The following is a 16,378-nucleotide window of genomic DNA, read 5'->3' as shown; positions in this document are numbered from 1 at the left end:
TCCGTCGGCAGTTGCACTTTCGCGGTTAGGGTTTGACCGCGCGCCAGCGCTGCCTGCCGGCGCCCACGTTGACGACGACGTCCTGAAAGCCCGCCGCGCGCAAGCGATCCGGCATTGTCTCAGGCGGAATCGGGTTGCAGGTGTCACGAAAGTGCAGGATGCGGAACATCAGCGACGGCACGCCGTCGCTGCCGGCGAATACCCCTCCGGGCCGCAGCACCCGAAAGGCCTCGGCAAACAACCGGTCTTGCAGTTCGGCGGTCGGAACGTGATGCAGCATCGTGAACGACAGCACCGAGCTGAACTCATTTGCGGGCAAGCCGGTATCGGTGCCGTCGCCGTTGATGATGCGCGCCCGGTCTCCGTACTGGCTTTGGAGCCGCTGGGCCATCGGCGCATCGATCTCGACCGCGGTCAGGTCTGGCGTCTTGTCGATCAGTACGCGCAGGAACGCGCCGTAGCCCGGTCCGATCTCGAGAGTCTTGTCACCCAGTTCCACGTCGGCGAGCACGGTCGGCAACAGGTGGTGTTCGACCTCCTTCGCCCAGCGATCCGAGCTGCAGCACAACCGATGACAGAGATTCATTGCCATGCGCAAAACCGTAGCCCAGCAGTCCTAAATAGCATTAGCGGCTGTGGAGTCCCGTTGGGTGCTGCACCTGGACATGGATGCGTTCTTCGCCTCCGTTGAACAACTCACCCGGCCCACCCTGCGGGGGCGACCGGTGCTGGTGGGCGGGCTGGGTGGCCGGGGCGTGGTGGCCGGGGCGAGCTACGAGGCCCGGGTGTTCGGCGCCCGGTCGGCCATGCCGATGCATCAGGCCCGCCGGCTGGTCGGCGTGACCGCGGTGGTGCTGCCGCCGCGCGGCGTGGTCTACGGCGTGGCCAGCCGCCGAGTCTTCGATGCCGTGCGCAGCCTGGTGCCCGTCGTGGAGCAGCTGTCCTTCGACGAGGCGTTCGGGGAGCCGCCCCAGCTGGCCGGGGCGTCGGCCGACGACGTCGAAGGCTTCTGCGAAAACCTCCGGCGGCGGGTGCGCGAAGAGACCGGTTTGGTCGCCAGCGTCGGCGCCGGATCGGGTAAGCAGATCGCAAAGATAGCCTCCGGCCTGGCCAAACCCAACGGTATCCGGGTGGTCCACCGCGCCGAGGAACAATTGCTGCTCGGCGGGTTGCCGGTGCGCCGGCTGTGGGGTATCGGGCCGGTTGCCGAGGAGAAGCTGCACCGGCTCGGAATCGAGACCATCGGCCAGCTGGCCGCGCTGACCGACGCCGAAGCGGCCAACATCCTGGGTGCCACTGTCGGACCCGCCCTGCATCGGCTGGCCCGGGGCATCGACGACCGACCCGTCGCCGAGCGTGCCGAGGCCAAGCAGATCAGCGCCGAGTCCACCTTTGCCGTCGACCTGACCACCCTGGACCAGTTGCGCGACGCGATCGACCCCATCGCCGAGCATGCACATCAGCGCCTGCTGCGCGACGGCCGTGGTGCGCGCACCGTCACGGTGAAGCTGAAGAAGTCGGACATGAGCACACTGACCCGGTCCGCGACGATGCCCTACGCCACGACGGAGGTGGGCACCCTCGTCGCGGTAGCCCGACGGCTGCTGCTCGACCCGGTGCAGATCGGTCCCATTCGCCTTCTCGGCGTTGGGTTTTCGGGGCTGAGCGATGTGCACCAGGAATCGCTGTTCCCGGATTTGGAACTCTCGGAGCCGGAGTCGGATGCCCAGCATCCCGTCGAAACCGCAACCGAGGCGATGTTCGCGCCGAGTTCCGAGGCCTCGCCCTGGCGAATCGGTGACGACGTCACGCACCCTAGTTTCGGCCACGGCTGGGTGCAGGGCTCGGGCCACGGGGTGGTCACCGTCCGGTTCGAGACCCGGGGTTCCGGGCCGGGGCAGGCTCGGACCTTCCCCGCCGACGCCGACGACCTCGCCAGCGCCAACCCGATCGACTCGCTGGACTGGCCGGACTACGTCGGCGCGCTGCGCGACGAGCAGCCGGCCGAAGGCTCAACCCCAGCGGTCGACGACGTCGGCGACGGGTAACCCCGCCGCGAGCGCGGCCATGACCAGCACCCGGGTCTGCGGCGGCGCCAGGTGCGGCACCATGATCGCGCCGGCCTTCACCAACTCGTGTCCGGGACCGTACCCCGGATTGACCCGTCCGCCCGGGACTCGCGTGGACACCGCGACGGTCACCCCATTGCCGCAGTGTCGGCGAACTCCCTCGACCACCGCGTCCCCGGCATTGCCCGACCCGACCGCTTCCAGCACCACGGCGCGCGCCCCCGCGGCCACGCAGGCGTCCATCGCCACCGCGTCGCTGCCCGGGTAGGCGGCGACGATGTCGACCCGCGGCGCGGCGTCAGCGCGCGCATCGCCGACATAAGGACGTGTCTTGGCCCCGAGGGTCAACTCCGCGGACACCGTGCCGAGCGTCTCGCCGATAAACCCGGTCAGGTCGGTGGTGGCGGCCTTCCGCAGGCCCAACGGTTGCCTGACCCTACCGCCAAAACACACCAGCACGCCCTGGTCAACAGCTTGCGCACTGGCCGCCAGCGCCAATGCATCGCGCAGATTGGCCGGACCGTCCGCGTCTGGGGCATCGGCACTGCGCATCGCGCCGGTCATGACGATCGGGGCCCGCCCGCCGTACGTCAGCTCGAGCCACAGCGCGGTCTCCTCGAGGGTGTCGGTCCCGTGGGTGATGACGATTCCGCCGGCGCCGCGACCGATCGCCGTCTGCATCGCAGCGCGGATCCGGTCCCAGTCGGCCGGTGTCAGCTGCGAGCTGTCCAGCGCCATCAGGTCGACAATGTCGACATCGCCGTCGAGACCCGCCATCAGCTCCGCGCCGCCGTGGCTGGGCCGGCGCACCCCGTCGGCGCCCCGCGTGGTGGCAATGGTGCCGCCGGTGGTGATGACGGTGAGGCGGGTCATGTGGGGATCTTCGCGCACGGTGCCGGTCGCAGGCGATCGCGGGGGTGGGGGATGGCGCGCAACATCTAAGGGATGATGGGGGAGTGCCTGACGAACCAACAGGATCGGCTGAGCCGGAGACAGCGACGGCTGGGGAAACTGAACCCGCGCCGCACAGTCCTCCCCGGCGGCTGCGCCTGCTGCTGACCGTCGCGGCAGTCGTCCTGACGCTCGACATCGTCACCAAGGTGCTGGCCGTGCGACTGCTGCCTCCTGGTCAACCGGTTTCGATCATCGGCGACACGGTGACCTGGACTTTGGTGCGCAATTCGGGGGCTGCGTTCTCCATGGCGACCGGATACACCTGGGTATTGACCCTGATCGCGACCGGTGTGGTGGGCGGCATCTTCTGGATGGGGCGACGGCTGGTGTCGCCGTGGTGGGCCATCGGCCTGGGCATGATCCTCGGCGGCGCGATGGGCAACCTGGTGGACCGGTTCTTCCGTTCGCCCGGGCCGCTGCGAGGACATGTGGTGGATTTCTTGTCCGTCGGCTGGTGGCCGGTGTTCAACGTCGCGGACCCATCCGTCGTCGGCGGGGCCATCCTGCTGGTGGTGCTGTCCATCTTCGGCTACGACTTCGACAACGTGGGCCGGCGTAGACCCGGCGAGGACAAGGCCGGCCACCGAGAGGCCGACCAGGCCAAATGACGGACCGTTCGATGCTCGTCCCGGACGGCCTGGCGGGCATGCGTGTTGACGCGGGCCTGGCGCGCCTACTCGGCTTGTCGCGCAGCGCCGCGGCGGCGCTGGCCGAAGACGGCGGCGTCGAACTCGACGGCGTGCAGGCCGGGAAATCCGATCGGCTCACGTCGGGCGCCCTGCTGCAGGTGCGGCTGCCTGAGCCGGCGGCGCCGCTGGAAAACACGCCCGTCGACATCGAGGGCATGACGATCCTGTACTCGGACGACGACATCGTCGCCGTCGACAAGCCGGCCGCGGTGGCCGCGCACGCATCGGTCGGCTGGACGGGCCCCACGGTGCTCGGCGGCTTGGCCGCCGCCGGTTACCGGATCACCACGTCAGGTGTGCACGAGCGCCAGGGAATCGTGCATCGCCTGGACGTCGGCACCTCGGGGGTGATGGTGGTGGCGCTCTCCGAGCGCGCATACACCGTGCTCAAGCGGGCGTTCAAGCAGCGCACCGTGGACAAGCGCTATCACGCGCTGGTGCAGGGACACCCGGATCCGTCCAGCGGGACCATCGACGCGCCCATCGGCCGGCACCGCGGTAACGAGTGGAAATTCGCGGTCACCAAGAACGGCCGGCACAGCATCACCCACTACGACACCGTTGAAGCGTTCGTGGCCGCCAGCCTGCTCGACGTGCATCTGGAAACCGGTCGCACGCACCAGATCCGGGTGCATTTCGCCGCGCTGCATCATCCGTGTTGCGGCGACCTCGTCTACGGCGCCGACCCGACGCTGGCGAAAAAGCTTGGGCTGCAACGCCAATGGCTGCACGCACGGTCGCTGGCATTCGCCCATCCGGCCGATGGCCGGCGCATCGAGATCGTCAGTCCATACCCACCCGATCTGCAGCACGCGCTCGACGTATTGCGCGGCGACGGCTGATCGAGCGAAGACTCATTCGGGCTTTCGGACCTCCACGAGCACCCGGGTGGCGTGGGCGACGAAGGGCCCTTCGGCCTCGATGTGGTCGTGGAGTTTGCGCAGTCGCGTGCGGTAGCGCTGCACGCTGAAGTCCGGCACCGCCCAAATCACCTTGCGCAGGAAGTAGACAACGGCGCCGATGTCGAAGAACTCGGCGCGCAGCCGTTCCATGCGCACATCCACGATCTGCAGGCCCGCGGCTTGCGCCTGCGCGCGCACGGCGTCCGGATGATGCTCGGCCCATTTCTGGGGTTGCGGCCCGAGGAAGTACTCGACCAGCTCGCCCGTCGTGGCGGGTCCGATGTGCTGCGCAAAATAGGTGCCGCCCGGCCGAAGGACCCGGGCGACCTCGGACCACCACACGGCAGTGGGATGACGGCTGGTTACCAGATCGAACGCCGCGTCGGCGAACGGCAGCGGCGGCTCATTCGCAGTCGCGATGACCACCACACCCAGCGGATGCAGGCGTCGGGTTGCGATCGCCGCGTTCGGGGGCCACGTTTCGATGGCCGCCATGGTCGGCGGAAAGGGCCCCGCGCCGGCCAGTACTTCGCCGCCACCGGTGTGAATGTCCAGGGCGGACGACACCGTCGCCAACCGCTGCTTCAACAGCCGTTGGTAGCCCCAGGAAGGCCGTTGCTCGGTGGCGCGACCGTCCAGCCAGGAGAAATCCCAGCCGTCCACGGACACCGCGTCGGCTTCTGCCACCAAATCCTCGAATGTGCGCGCCATACGGGCATTGTGACGCGGGCGGAGGCGTCCCTGGTTCCCTTATGGCGCAAACACCGACCGCGGACCGGGAACGCCCAGGTATTCGGCGAGCGGGAACAGCACGTCGGCTGTGCGCGCGTCGAGCGGGATAGCCTGCGACAGCCGGGTGCGCTGCGGGTCGCCAGGTGCATCGGTGCGACTGCCTCCCAACATATCGGCAAGGCCGGTGCCGAACTCGGCGTGTGCGCCAAAGGCAGCGGGATCCACCGCGATGAGCAGGTGGCCCACGCCGCGGCTTTCCCCGGCTGGCTCCCGATCCAGTGGCGCTCCGGTCAGGACACGGCCCAGCAGTGCTCCCGCCGTGGCCAGTGCTTGGTGGCTGTCCGCTGTCTCGAGGGCGAACTCGTCATCCTGAGCCAGGCTGGTCGGGTCGGTCCCGAACAGCGGTTCGACGCCGCCGTAGCCGCACGACGCTGACGTGACCGCGATGCCGACCAGACCTTCTCGGGCGAGCTGCCGGGTGTAGACCGAAGCGGCGCCGAAGTCGTTGCAGTTACGGACGGCGACGGCGGCGACGCCGAATTTTGCGGCGCGTTTGGCAGCCAACTGGGCGGCGGCCATCCCCGCGACGACGCCGAGCGCCCCGTCGGCGTCGATCAGCAGTCCGGCGCCGCGGTCGGAGATCACCCGTGTCGTGGCAGTCGGATCGGCGACGCCGGCAGCGAGTTCGTCGAGATAGTGGGGTAGTAACCGCAGCCCGTAGTTCTCGATCCCGCGCAACGAAGTGTCCACCAGCGCGTCGGCCACCTGGCGCGCGTCGGTGGCGCACAACCCGGCGTCGGCAAGAGCGGCCCGGGTCAGTAATCGGGCCTCGTCTTCACCGATGACCAGGGCTTCCTGGTGTGGCTGGGGACCGTCTGGGCGGGCCGGGGCCTCGCGCTTGTCCTGCGATACCTCGACATGCGGGGGCGGTCCGAAGAATAGGTGGTCATTGGTGCAGTAGGGGCGTAGTCGCGGACGGTCCAAGACCTCTGGCGTCACAGCCGTCACCTCTCTCACGTCGGCGTTCTCCGATGGAGAAGCCCAGGCTGCCACCACCTTCTTGACGGATCCTTATTGGATTCTTGACGGATTCTTGGAGTGCGCGCCGCTCGGGCGGCGGCTGAGTCAGACGGTCGCGGCGGTCGTCTCACCCGATGCGATGTCGGCGGCCAGCGGGGCGATGGCACCCAGTATTTCTGTGACGGTCTCGGCGTCAACTCCGGCCGCGGTCAGCGCGTCGCTGAGGTGTCCGGCTACCAGGGTGAAGTGGTGCATGGTGATTCCGCGGCCCTGATGCACCTGCTTCATCGGGGCACCGGTGTATGGCTCAGGCCCGCCGAGTGCGGCGGCGAAGAACTCCGCCTGCTTGCCTTTGAGGCGACTCATATTGGTTCCGCTGAAGAATCCCGACAGTTGGTCATCGGCCAGCACCCGCGCGTAGAAGTCCTCGACGACGAGTTCGATCGCCTCGTGTCCGCCGATCTTGTCGTAGATGCTCACCGGCCGGGCCTTGCGGAAGCGCGACAGTATTCCCATTGGGCCAGTCCAACATTGCGACGTTGCGGATCGGTTAGTGAGCCGTCACACCCGGATTATTCGGTGTAACAAGCGGATTGCGCGCGCGTTCAACAGGCTTGGGCCGGAACGACACGGCGCGCGGCCTCATGACGTCAATCGGTACCGATTAGCCGGTTGATGTCATAGGTTGACTGTATGACCTATGTCACACGGCCCTATCCGCCCCACAGGGGCGACACCGTCAGGAGCGACAGCCGATGAATCTCGGTGATCTAGCGAACCTGGTCGAGAAGCCGTTCGCGACGATGTCCAACATCGTCAACACGCCGAACTCGGCCGGGCGGTATCGACCCTTCTATCTGAGGAATTTGCTCGACGCGGTGCAGGGTCGCAAGCTCAGCGATGCGGTCGAAGGCAAGACCGTTTTGATCACGGGTGGGTCGTCGGGCATCGGGGAGGCCGCCGCGAAGAAGATCGCGGAAGCCGGTGGGACGGTGGTGCTGGTCGCGCGCACTCTGGAGAACCTCGAAAGGGTCGCCGAGGAAATCCGCGACGACGGCGGGGCGGCTCACTTTTATTCATGCGACCTGACCGACATGGACGCGATCGCGGACATGGCCGACAAGGTGCTCGCCGACCTCGGCGGTGTCGACATCCTGATCAACAATGCGGGCCGATCGATCCGGCGTTCACTGGAGTTGTCCTACGATCGAATTCACGACTACCAGAGGACAATTCAGCTCAACTACCTCGGTGCGGTCCAGCTCATCCTGAAGTTCATCCCGGGCATGCGCGAACGTGGCTTCGGGCACATCATCAACGTCTCGTCGGTGGGTGTGCAGACCCGCGCGCCGCGCTTCGGCGCCTACATCGCCAGCAAGGCCGCGCTGGACAGTCTGTGCGACGCGCTGCAAGCCGAAACCGTGAACGAAAACGTCCGATTCACCACCGTGCACATGGCATTGGTCCGGACGCCGATGATCAGCCCTACCACGATGTACGACAAGTTCCCGACTCTGACGCCGGATCAGGCCGCGGGCGTGATCGCCGACGCGATCGTGCACCGGCCACGGCGCGCCAGTTCGCCGTTCGGGCAATTCGCTGCCCTGGCCGACGCGGTCAACCCGGCGGTGATGGACCGGGTACGCAACCGCGCGTTCAGCATGTTTCAGGACTCCGCCGCAGCTAAAGGAGCCGAATCCGCCACCGACACATCAGATTTCGACAAACGCAGCCAAACATTCGTGCAAGCGACCCGAGGAATACATTGGTGACGCCATGAGCCTTCCGAAACCGAACAGCCAGACAACCGTCGTCATCACCGGTGCTTCTTCGGGCATCGGTTCCGAATTGGCCCGGGGCCTGGCCCGCCGCGGGTTTCCCCTACTGCTGGTCGCGCGCCGCCGCGAGCGTCTCGACGAACTGGCCAACGAAGTCGGCAAGGAATACTCGGTCGGCGTCGAGGTGATGCCGCTCGACCTCAGTGACCCGGAAGGCCGCGGGAAGTTGGCCACCCGGCTGCGCAACGAACCGATCGCCGGACTGTGCAACAGTGCGGGTTTCGGCACCAGTGGGGTCTTTTACGAGCTGCCAATCGAACGCGAGAGCGACGAAGTCACCCTCAACGCGCTGGTGTTGATGGAGCTGACGCACGCGGCGCTGCCCGGCATGGTCAAGCGCGGGGCGGGTGCGGTGATGAACATCGCCTCGATCGCCGGTTTCCAGCCACTCCCCTACATGGCGGTGTATTCGGCCACCAAGGCGTTTGTGCAGACACTTTCGGAAGCGATTCATGAGGAGCTGCACGGTACCGGCGTGTCGGTCACGTCCCTGTGCCCGGGCCCGGTGCCCACGGAATGGGCCGAGATCGCCAATGCGGAACGGTTCAGCATTCCGCTTGCCCAGGTGTCGCCGCACGACGTGGCCGAAGCCGCGATTTCGGGTATGCTCGCCGGCCGGCGCAGCGTGGTGCCGGGCGTGGTGCCCAAGTTCGTCAGCGCCGGCGGCAGGTATGTGCCACGCACCCTGCTGCTGCCCGCGATCCGGATCGGGAACCAATTGCGTGGGGGACAGGGCCGCTAGGTGGCGAGCGTCTACGCTCGCTCGCTGATACGCGCGGCCGGCCCGGTCGACAACTGAGGAGGCGACCAGGTGCTGCGCGGAGTTGCCCGGCTCGCCATCGCCGCGCCACGCAGGATCATCGCCGTGGCTTTTCTGATCATGGTCGGCGCCGGAGTTTTCGGCTTCTCCGCAATCGATGTCTTGTCGGCGGGCGGCTACAAGGATCCGTCCTCGCAGTCTTCGCGGGCTCAGCGGATACTCGCCGACAAGTTCGACAACGGCGACCAAGAGCTGATTGTCTCGCTGACCTCCGAGGCCGGTGCGCAAAGCCCAGCCGCCCGGGCCGTGGCCACCGATCTCGTCGCGCAGCTCAAAGCGTCGCACGACGTTGCCCGGGTGACTTCGGCATGGACCCTTCCGCCGCCGGCGGCGGCGAGCCTGACCAGCAAGGACGGCAAGACCGGACTGATCATCGCCGGTATTCGCGGTGGCGAGACCGGCGCCCAGAAAAATGCCGCGGCGCTGGCGAAAAAACTGGTGCACAATCGCGACGGCATCACGGTCAAGGCCGGTGGCGAGGCCCTGACGTACGCCCAGATCAACAAGCAAAGCGAAAAAGACCTACTGGTAATGGAATCCATCGCGTTTCCGCTGAGTTTCGTCGTGCTGGTGTGGGTGTTCGGCGGCATCCTCGCCGCCGCGATGCCAATGGCGGTGGGTGGCTTCGCGATCGTTTGCACGCTGGCGATGTTGCGGGCGATCGCGCTCGCCACCGACGTCTCGATCTTCGCGCTCAACCTCACCGTGGCCTTGGGCCTGGCCCTGGCCATCGACTACACGCTGTTGATCATCAGCCGATATCGCGACGAGCTCGCCGAAGGCAATGAGCGCGACGTTGCGCTGGCCCGCACCATGTGCACGGCCGGTCGAACCGTGCTGTTCTCGGCGACGACCGTCGCACTGTCGATGGTCACCATGGTGATGTTCCCGATGTACTTCCTGAAGTCGTTCGCCTATGCGGGCGTCGCGGTGGTCGCGCTGGCGGCCGTCGCCGCGGTGTTGATCACCCCCGCCGTGATCGTGCTGCTCGGCGACCGGCTCGACTCGCTCAACGTGCGCCGGCTGATACGCCGGATACTCGGCCGCCCCGAGCCGGCGCCCCACCCGATCGAAGAGAGTTTCCTCTACCGTTCGACGAAGCTCGTTATGCGACAGCCGATTCCGATCGGGTCGGCGGTTATTGCGGTGCTGCTGGTGTTGGGCGCCCCTTTCCTGGGTGCGAATTGGGGCTTCTCCGACGAGCGCGTGCTGCCGGCGTCGGCGTCGGCGCGGCAGGTGGGCGACCAGCTGCGCTCCGATTTCGCGACCGACATGGAGACCGACGTGACCGTCGTGATCCCCGATGCCACCGGTTTGGCGTCCGGCGAGATCGAGCGCTATGCCGTCCAGCTCTCACAGGTACCCGACGTCGTCTCGGTGTCGGCACCCGGGGGAACCTTCAGGAACGGGTCGCCGGCCGGTCCGCCGTCGGCGGCCACCGACGTCAAAGACGGCGCCGCGTACCTGACCGTGGCCAGCGCGGCCCGGCTGTTCTCCACCGCCTCCGAAAGGCAGCTCGATCGTCTGCGGGCGGTCGCCGGTCCGGGCGGCCGAGACGTGCAACTCACCGGCCGCGCACAGATCAACCGCGACAGCGCTCAGGCGGTGACGAGCCGGCTGCCGCTTGTCCTGTCCATCATCGCGGTCATCACGTTCGCGTTGCTGTTTTTGCTGACCGGGAGCGTGGTGCTGCCGCTGAAAGCGTTGGTGCTCAACGTCTTATCGCTGACCGCCGCCTTCGGCGCGCTGGTGTGGATTTTCCAGGACGGTCACCTCGGCGCACTGGGCACCACCGCCAACGGCACCCTGATGATCCACATGCCGGTGCTGTTGTTCTGCATCGCGTTCGGCCTGTCGATGGATTACGAGGTTTTCCTGGTGTCCCGGATCCGCGAGCATTGGCTGGCCTCCGACCGGACCCCGGCTGCCAACGACGAGGCCGTCGCACTCGGACTGGCCCGCTCCGGCCGGGTGGTGACCGCCGCTGCGCTGCTGATGGCGATCTCGTTCGCCGCGCTGATAGCCGCGCGGGTGTCGTTCATGAGAATGTTCGGCCTCGGGCTCACGCTGGCCGTGGTGGTGGACGCCACGCTGGTGCGCATGCTGCTGCTGCCGGCGTTCATGCGCTTGATGGGCCGGGCGAACTGGTGGGCCCCCGCCGCGCTGGCCAGGCTGCACGAACGCATCGGCGTCGAGGAGGGGGAAGCCGCGTTAGGCTCGCCGGATGGCTTCCGTTGAGTTGAGCGCCGACATGCCGATGAGCCCCCAGGAGATGTGGGACCACGTTGCCGACCTGTCGGACCTGGGCGAGTGGCTCGTCATGCACGAGGGCTGGCGCAGCGAACTGCCCGACGAGATCACCGAAGGAACACAGGTCGTGGGCGTGGCACGTTCCAAAGGCTTGCGCAACCGCGTGACCTGGACGGTGACCAAGTGGGACCCCCCGCATGAGGTCGCGATGTCAGGAGACGGCAAGGGCGGAACGAAGTACGGCGTCCGGCTCACCGTGCAGCCCACCGACGACGGGTCCACCCTCGGCCTGCGACTCGAGCTGGGCGGGCGCCCGTTGTTCGGCCCGGTGGGTTCGGCGGCGGCCCGCGCCGCCAAAGGCGACGTGCAGAAGTCGCTGAAGAACTTCGTCGAGCTCTACGGATAAACGCGCTCAGTGGTGATCGCGAGCGCGGCGCAGCCGGGCGCTGGGGGCACCCCCGCGAAGCTGGGGGACGGGTCGCCACGATCATTCAAGACACACTCCGCGACACGCCGGGAAAGCGTCGGTGCTCGGTCATAGACTGGCGTCCCTATGAGCGTTTCATCTTCGCGGTCCTTCGTGCACCTGCACAACCACACCGAGTACTCGATGCTGGACGGTGCGGCGAAGATCACCCCGATGCTTGCCGAGGTGGAGCGGCTGCGGATGCCCGCGATCGGCATGACCGATCACGGAAACATGTTCGGCGCCAGCGAGTTCTACACCGCTGCCACAAAAGTTGGGATCAAGCCGATCATCGGCGTGGAGGCGTATGTCGCGCCGGCGTCACGCTTTGATACCCGGCGTGTCTCGTGGGGTGATCCCAATCAGAAGGCCGACGACGTCTCCGGCAGCGGCGCCTACACACACCTGACGATGATGGCCGAGAACGCCGCCGGTCTGCGCAACCTGTTCAAGCTGTCCTCACTGGCCTCCTTCGAGGGCCAGCTGAGCAAGTGGTCGCGGATGGATGCCGAGCTGATCGCCGAGCACGCCGACGGCATCATCATCACCACCGGCTGCCCGTCGGGGGAGGTGCAGACCCGGCTTCGGCTCGGCCAGCGCCGCGAGGCGCTGGAGGCCGCCGCCAAGTGGCGCGAGATCGTCGGCCCGGAGAACTACTTCCTCGAGCTGATGGATCACGGGCTTTCGATCGAACAGCGGGTCCGGGACGGATTGCTGGAAATCGGCCGCACACTGAACATCCCGCCGCTGGCCACCAACGACTGTCACTACGTCACCCGCGACGCGGCGCACAACCACGAGGCACTGCTGTGTGTGCAGACCGGCAAGACGCTGTCGGATCCCAACCGGTTCAAGTTCGACGGTGACGGCTACTACCTCAAGTCGGCCGACGAGATGCGTCGGCTGTGGGACGACGAGGTGCCCGGCGCCTGCGACTCGACGTTGCTGATCGCCGAGCGGGTGCAGTCCTACGCCGACGTGTGGGCGCCCCGCGACCGGATGCCGGTGTTCCCGGTGCCCGACGGCCACGACCAGGCGTCCTGGCTGCGTCACGAGGTCGACGCCGGGCTGAACCGGCGTTTCCCGGGCGGTCCGCCGGAGAGCTATCTCACCCGCGCGGCGTACGAGATCGACGTCATCTGCGCCAAGGGCTTCCCGTCCTACTTCCTGATCGTCGCCGACCTCATCAATTACGCCCGCTCCGTCGGCATCCGCGTCGGGCCCGGCCGCGGTTCGGCCGCCGGCTCGCTCGTCGCCTACGCCCTCGGCATCACCGACATCGACCCGATACCGCACGGGTTGCTGTTCGAGCGGTTCCTCAACCCCGAACGCACGTCGATGCCCGACATCGACATCGACTTCGACGACCGTCGCCGCGGCGAGATGGTGCGCTACGCCGCCGACAAGTGGGGCCACGACCGGGTCGCGCAGGTCATCACCTTCGGTACCATCAAAACCAAAGCGGCCCTGAAGGATTCGGCGCGCATCCACTACGGCCAGCCCGGTTTCGCGATCGCCGACCGGATCACCAAGGCGTTGCCGCCGCCGATCATGGCCAAAGACATTCCGCTGTCTGGTATCACCGATCCGGCCCATGAGCGGTACAAGGAGGCCGCCGAGGTCCGCACCCTGATCGAAACCGATCCGGACGTGCGCACCATCTACCAGACGGCACGTGGCCTGGAGGGTCTGATCCGCAACGCCGGCGTGCATGCCTGCGCGGTGATCATGAGCAGCGAGCCGCTGACCGAGGCCATCCCGCTGTGGAAGCGCCCGCAGGACGGCGCCATCATCACCGGTTGGGATTACCCCTCGTGCGAGGCCATCGGCCTGTTGAAAATGGACTTCCTGGGTCTGCGCAACCTGACGATCATCGGCGACGCGATCGACAACATCAAGGCCAACAGGGGAATTGAGCTCGACCTGGAGTCGGTGCCGCTGGACGACAAGGCCACCTACGAGCTGCTGGGCCGCGGCGACACCCTGGGTGTGTTCCAGCTCGACGGCGGGCCGATGCGCGACCTGCTACGCCGTATGCAACCGACCGGCTTCGAGGACATCGTCGCGGTGCTCGCGCTGTACCGTCCCGGGCCGATGGGCATGAACGCCCACAACGACTACGCCGACCGCAAGAACAACCGGCAGGCCATCAAACCGATTCACCCCGAACTGGCCGAACCGCTGCGCGAGATCCTGGCCGAGACGTACGGCCTCATCGTCTACCAAGAGCAGATCATGCGCATCGCGCAGAAGGTCGCCAGTTACTCGCTGGCCCGAGCCGACATTCTGCGCAAGGCCATGGGCAAGAAGAAGCGCGAGGTGCTGGAGAAGGAGTTCGAGGGTTTCTCCGACGGCATGAAGGCCAACGGATTCTCGGCCGGTGCCATCAAAGCGTTGTGGGACACCATCTTGCCGTTCGCCGACTACGCGTTCAACAAGTCACACGCCGCCGGCTACGGTTTGGTGTCCTACTGGACCGCCTACCTCAAGGCCAACTATGCCGCCGAATACATCGCCGGCCTGCTGACGTCGGTCGGCGACGACAAGGACAAGGCGGCCGTCTATCTGGCCGATTGCCGCAAGCTTGGCATCACGGTGTTGCCGCCCGACGTCAACGAGTCCGGGCTGAACTTCGCCTCGGTGGGGCAAGACATCCGCTACGGGTTGGGCGCGGTGCGCAATGTCGGGGCGAACGTGGTCGGCTCGTTGCTCAAGACCCGCAGCGACAAGGGTAAGTTCACCGATTTCTCGGATTACCTGAACAAGATCGACATCTCGGCGTGCAACAAGAAAGTCACCGAATCATTGATCAAGGCGGGCGCTTTCGATTCGCTCGGCCATGCGCGCAAAGGTCTTTTCCTGGTCCACACCGACGCCGTGGACTCGGTGCTGGGCACCAAAAAGGCCGAAGCGATTGGACAATTCGACCTGTTCGGCGGCTGGGACGACGGCGCGGACGGCACCGGCGACGCGGTGTTCACCATCAAGGTGCCCGACGACGAGTGGGAGGACAAACACAAGCTGGCCCTGGAGCGAGAGATGCTGGGGCTGTACGTATCCGGGCACCCGCTCAACAAGGTGGCCCACCTGCTGGCCGCTCAGGTCGACACCGCCATCCCGGCCATCCTCGACGGCGACATCCCCAACGACACCCAGGTCCGGGTGGGCGGCATCCTGGCGTCGGTCAACCGCAGGGTCAACAAGAACGGGATGCCCTGGGCATCAGCACAATTGGAGGATCTCACCGGCGGCATCGAGGTGATGTTCTTCCCGCATACCTACTCCAATTACGGCGCCGAGATCGCCGACGACGCGGTGGTGCTGGTCAACGCCAAGGTGGCGATTCGCGACGACCGCATCAGCTTGATCGCCAACGAGCTGGTGGTGCCCGATTTTTCCAGCGCGCAACCGGACCGGCCGCTGGCGGTCAGCCTGCCGACGCGGCAGTGCACCTTTGACAAGGTGAGCGCCCTCAAGCAGGTGCTGGCCCGCCATCCCGGTACGTCGCAGGTGCATCTGCGGCTCATCAGTGGGGACCGGATCACCACGCTGGAGCTCGATCAGTCGCTGCGGGTGACACCCTCGCCGGCGCTGATGGGCGACCTCAAGGAGCTGCTGGGTCCGGGCTGTCTGGGCGGCTAGGCGACGCTCGTCCGCCGAGCCTGCGCTCAGGGCGTGGAAATCCGCGAAACCGTAGCCATAGGCGCAGGTTCGGTGCCGCGACCGCAGACTCGGATTTTCTGGACTCCGATGACCTCGTCGCGGTCAGAACCGGTAGCGCAGAATACGCGCCTTGCGTGCCACGGCCTTGAACTTCCCGGATGCCTTGGTAGCCAACCGAATCCAGCCCGGGAACAGATCCACCTCGGGAGCGTGTGCCAGGCTCGCTTCCTCGAACAGCCGTAACCGCGGATTCCACGACTCGGGCACCCGTGCGTCTTTGAACCCCGCATACCCCCATTGGCTGCCGACCTGGGAGAACATTCGTTGCGGGGCAAGTTTCACCGCAAGGCGGCTGAACCAGCCGATGCGACCGTAGTCGTTGAAGGCCAGCTCGCCGGAGCTGAAATACTCGGTGACACGACGGAAGATGCCGACAATCACCGCCTCGGACAAGAACGCGAACAGCCCGTCGGCGATCACCATCGCGGGCCGATCGGCGGGGATGGCGTCGGGCCAGCTATTTTCGGCGACCGACGCAGCAACCGAATGCGCGTGGTCTCTGCGCGGCATCACCTCGTCGCGCAACGCGATGACCCGCGGCAGGTCGACGCTGTACCAGTCCACCGTGTCGGGCGGGTCGACCCGGAACACGCCGGTGTCCAGCCCGGCGCCGAGGTCGACGACGACGGCGTCGGGATGGGCGGTGACGAATCTGCGCACCCGCTCGTCGAGCATCTTGGCGCGGAGCGCCGACTGGCACACCACGCTCTCGGTGACGCCGAGGCCGGCGAAGTCGAAGTCGATCCGGCCGACGATTTCGTCGGCGAGCTTGTCGCCGAGGATCGGCCGGGACCACCTGCTGTCCAGCGCCCGCGCGTACTGAGTGAGCAACGCCGTCTGCTCAACCGGAGAAAGCTCACTGACCTGGATATCGGGGATGTCTGAATTGGCTTCCACGATCTCAACCTACGCAGC

Annotated in this window: 14 protein-coding genes; 8 read left to right on the top strand and 6 right to left on the bottom strand. The window is 66.7% G+C overall.

Annotated elements, in window-relative coordinates; all coding sequences use genetic code 11:
* Positions 1-25 precede the first annotated feature (25 nt).
* Positions 26-592, bottom strand: coding sequence for a class I SAM-dependent methyltransferase (locus A5791_RS24565; protein ID WP_067242648.1), 567 nt, complete (start codon positions 590-592; stop codon positions 26-28).
* A 58-nt stretch (positions 593-650) separates the two neighbouring features.
* Here A5791_RS24565 and A5791_RS24560 point away from each other — a divergent pair, with 58 nt between their 5' ends.
* Entirely contained in the window at positions 651-2,048 is a 1,398-nt protein-coding gene (locus A5791_RS24560) for a DNA polymerase IV (protein ID WP_067242646.1), read from the top strand.
* On the opposite strand, the gene A5791_RS24555 is transcribed toward A5791_RS24560, so the two are convergent.
* Positions 2,013-2,942, bottom strand: a complete 930-nt coding sequence (locus tag A5791_RS24555) for an asparaginase (RefSeq protein WP_067242644.1) — start codon at positions 2,940-2,942, stop codon at positions 2,013-2,015. The two genes, A5791_RS24560 and A5791_RS24555, sit on opposite strands and share 36 nt — an antisense overlap.
* An 83-nt stretch (positions 2,943-3,025) precedes the next feature.
* Here A5791_RS24555 and lspA point away from each other — a divergent pair, with 83 nt between their 5' ends.
* Both lspA and A5791_RS24545 read left to right on the top strand, forming a co-directional pair.
* Positions 3,026-3,631: a signal peptidase II gene (gene lspA / locus A5791_RS24550; RefSeq protein WP_067242642.1), complete on the top strand. Its 606-nt coding sequence runs from the start codon at positions 3,026-3,028 to the stop codon at positions 3,629-3,631.
* Positions 3,628-4,554, top strand: a complete 927-nt coding sequence (locus A5791_RS24545; protein WP_067242640.1) for an RluA family pseudouridine synthase — start codon at positions 3,628-3,630, stop codon at positions 4,552-4,554. Before lspA ends, A5791_RS24545 begins: the two co-directional genes overlap by 4 nt.
* 12 nt (positions 4,555-4,566) lie before the next feature.
* Here A5791_RS24545 and A5791_RS24540 read toward each other — a convergent pair whose 3' ends face one another.
* The 3 genes from A5791_RS24540 to A5791_RS24530 all read right to left on the bottom strand — a co-directional run bounded on the left by A5791_RS24540 (position 4,567) and on the right by A5791_RS24530 (position 6,882).
* Complete coding sequence (locus tag A5791_RS24540; protein WP_067242638.1) at positions 4,567-5,325, bottom strand: class I SAM-dependent methyltransferase; 759 nt, start codon at positions 5,323-5,325, stop codon at positions 4,567-4,569.
* A gap of 39 nt (positions 5,326-5,364) precedes the next feature.
* The gene (locus A5791_RS24535; RefSeq protein ID WP_067242636.1) at positions 5,365-6,345 is read right to left on the bottom strand and encodes an Ldh family oxidoreductase; all 981 of its coding nucleotides are present in this window, start codon (positions 6,343-6,345) and stop codon (positions 5,365-5,367) included.
* 126 nt (positions 6,346-6,471) lie between these two features.
* Positions 6,472-6,882: a group 1 truncated hemoglobin gene (locus A5791_RS24530; RefSeq protein WP_067242634.1), complete on the bottom strand. Its 411-nt coding sequence runs from the start codon at positions 6,880-6,882 to the stop codon at positions 6,472-6,474.
* A gap of 239 nt (positions 6,883-7,121) precedes the next feature.
* Between A5791_RS24530 and A5791_RS24525 the strand changes: the two genes are divergently transcribed.
* From A5791_RS24525 to dnaE, 5 genes are all read left to right on the top strand, one after another.
* Positions 7,122-8,138: an SDR family NAD(P)-dependent oxidoreductase gene (locus A5791_RS24525; RefSeq protein WP_067242632.1), complete on the top strand. Its 1,017-nt coding sequence runs from the start codon at positions 7,122-7,124 to the stop codon at positions 8,136-8,138.
* Positions 8,139-8,142: 4 nt separating this feature from the next.
* Positions 8,143-8,946 (top strand): SDR family oxidoreductase, encoded by an 804-nt coding sequence (locus A5791_RS24520; RefSeq protein ID WP_067242629.1) that lies wholly within the window; start codon positions 8,143-8,145, stop codon positions 8,944-8,946.
* A 69-nt stretch (positions 8,947-9,015) separates the two neighbouring features.
* Positions 9,016-11,262 (top strand): MMPL family transporter, encoded by a 2,247-nt coding sequence (locus A5791_RS24515; RefSeq protein ID WP_067242627.1) that lies wholly within the window; start codon positions 9,016-9,018, stop codon positions 11,260-11,262.
* Positions 11,249-11,680 carry an SRPBCC family protein gene (locus tag A5791_RS24510; RefSeq protein ID WP_067242625.1) on the top strand — a complete coding sequence of 144 codons (432 nt, stop codon included), beginning with the start codon at positions 11,249-11,251 and terminating at the stop codon, positions 11,678-11,680. The genes A5791_RS24515 and A5791_RS24510 overlap by 14 nt, the downstream gene beginning before the upstream one ends.
* Positions 11,681-11,827: 147 nt before the next feature.
* Positions 11,828-15,382 (top strand): DNA polymerase III subunit alpha, encoded by a 3,555-nt coding sequence (dnaE, locus tag A5791_RS24505; protein WP_067242624.1) that lies wholly within the window; start codon positions 11,828-11,830, stop codon positions 15,380-15,382.
* Between the two features lie 123 nt (positions 15,383-15,505).
* Here the strand turns inward: dnaE and A5791_RS24500 are convergent, their stop codons facing one another.
* Positions 15,506-16,360 carry a class I SAM-dependent methyltransferase gene (locus tag A5791_RS24500; RefSeq protein ID WP_231995999.1) on the bottom strand — a complete coding sequence of 285 codons (855 nt, stop codon included), beginning with the start codon at positions 16,358-16,360 and terminating at the stop codon, positions 15,506-15,508.
* Positions 16,361-16,378 lie beyond the last annotated feature (18 nt).

Source organism: Mycobacterium sp. 852002-51163_SCH5372311, from assembly GCF_001667115.1.
GTDB lineage: Bacteria > Actinomycetota > Actinomycetes > Mycobacteriales > Mycobacteriaceae > Mycobacterium.
This window is presented reverse-complemented; position numbering and strand designations above follow the sequence as displayed.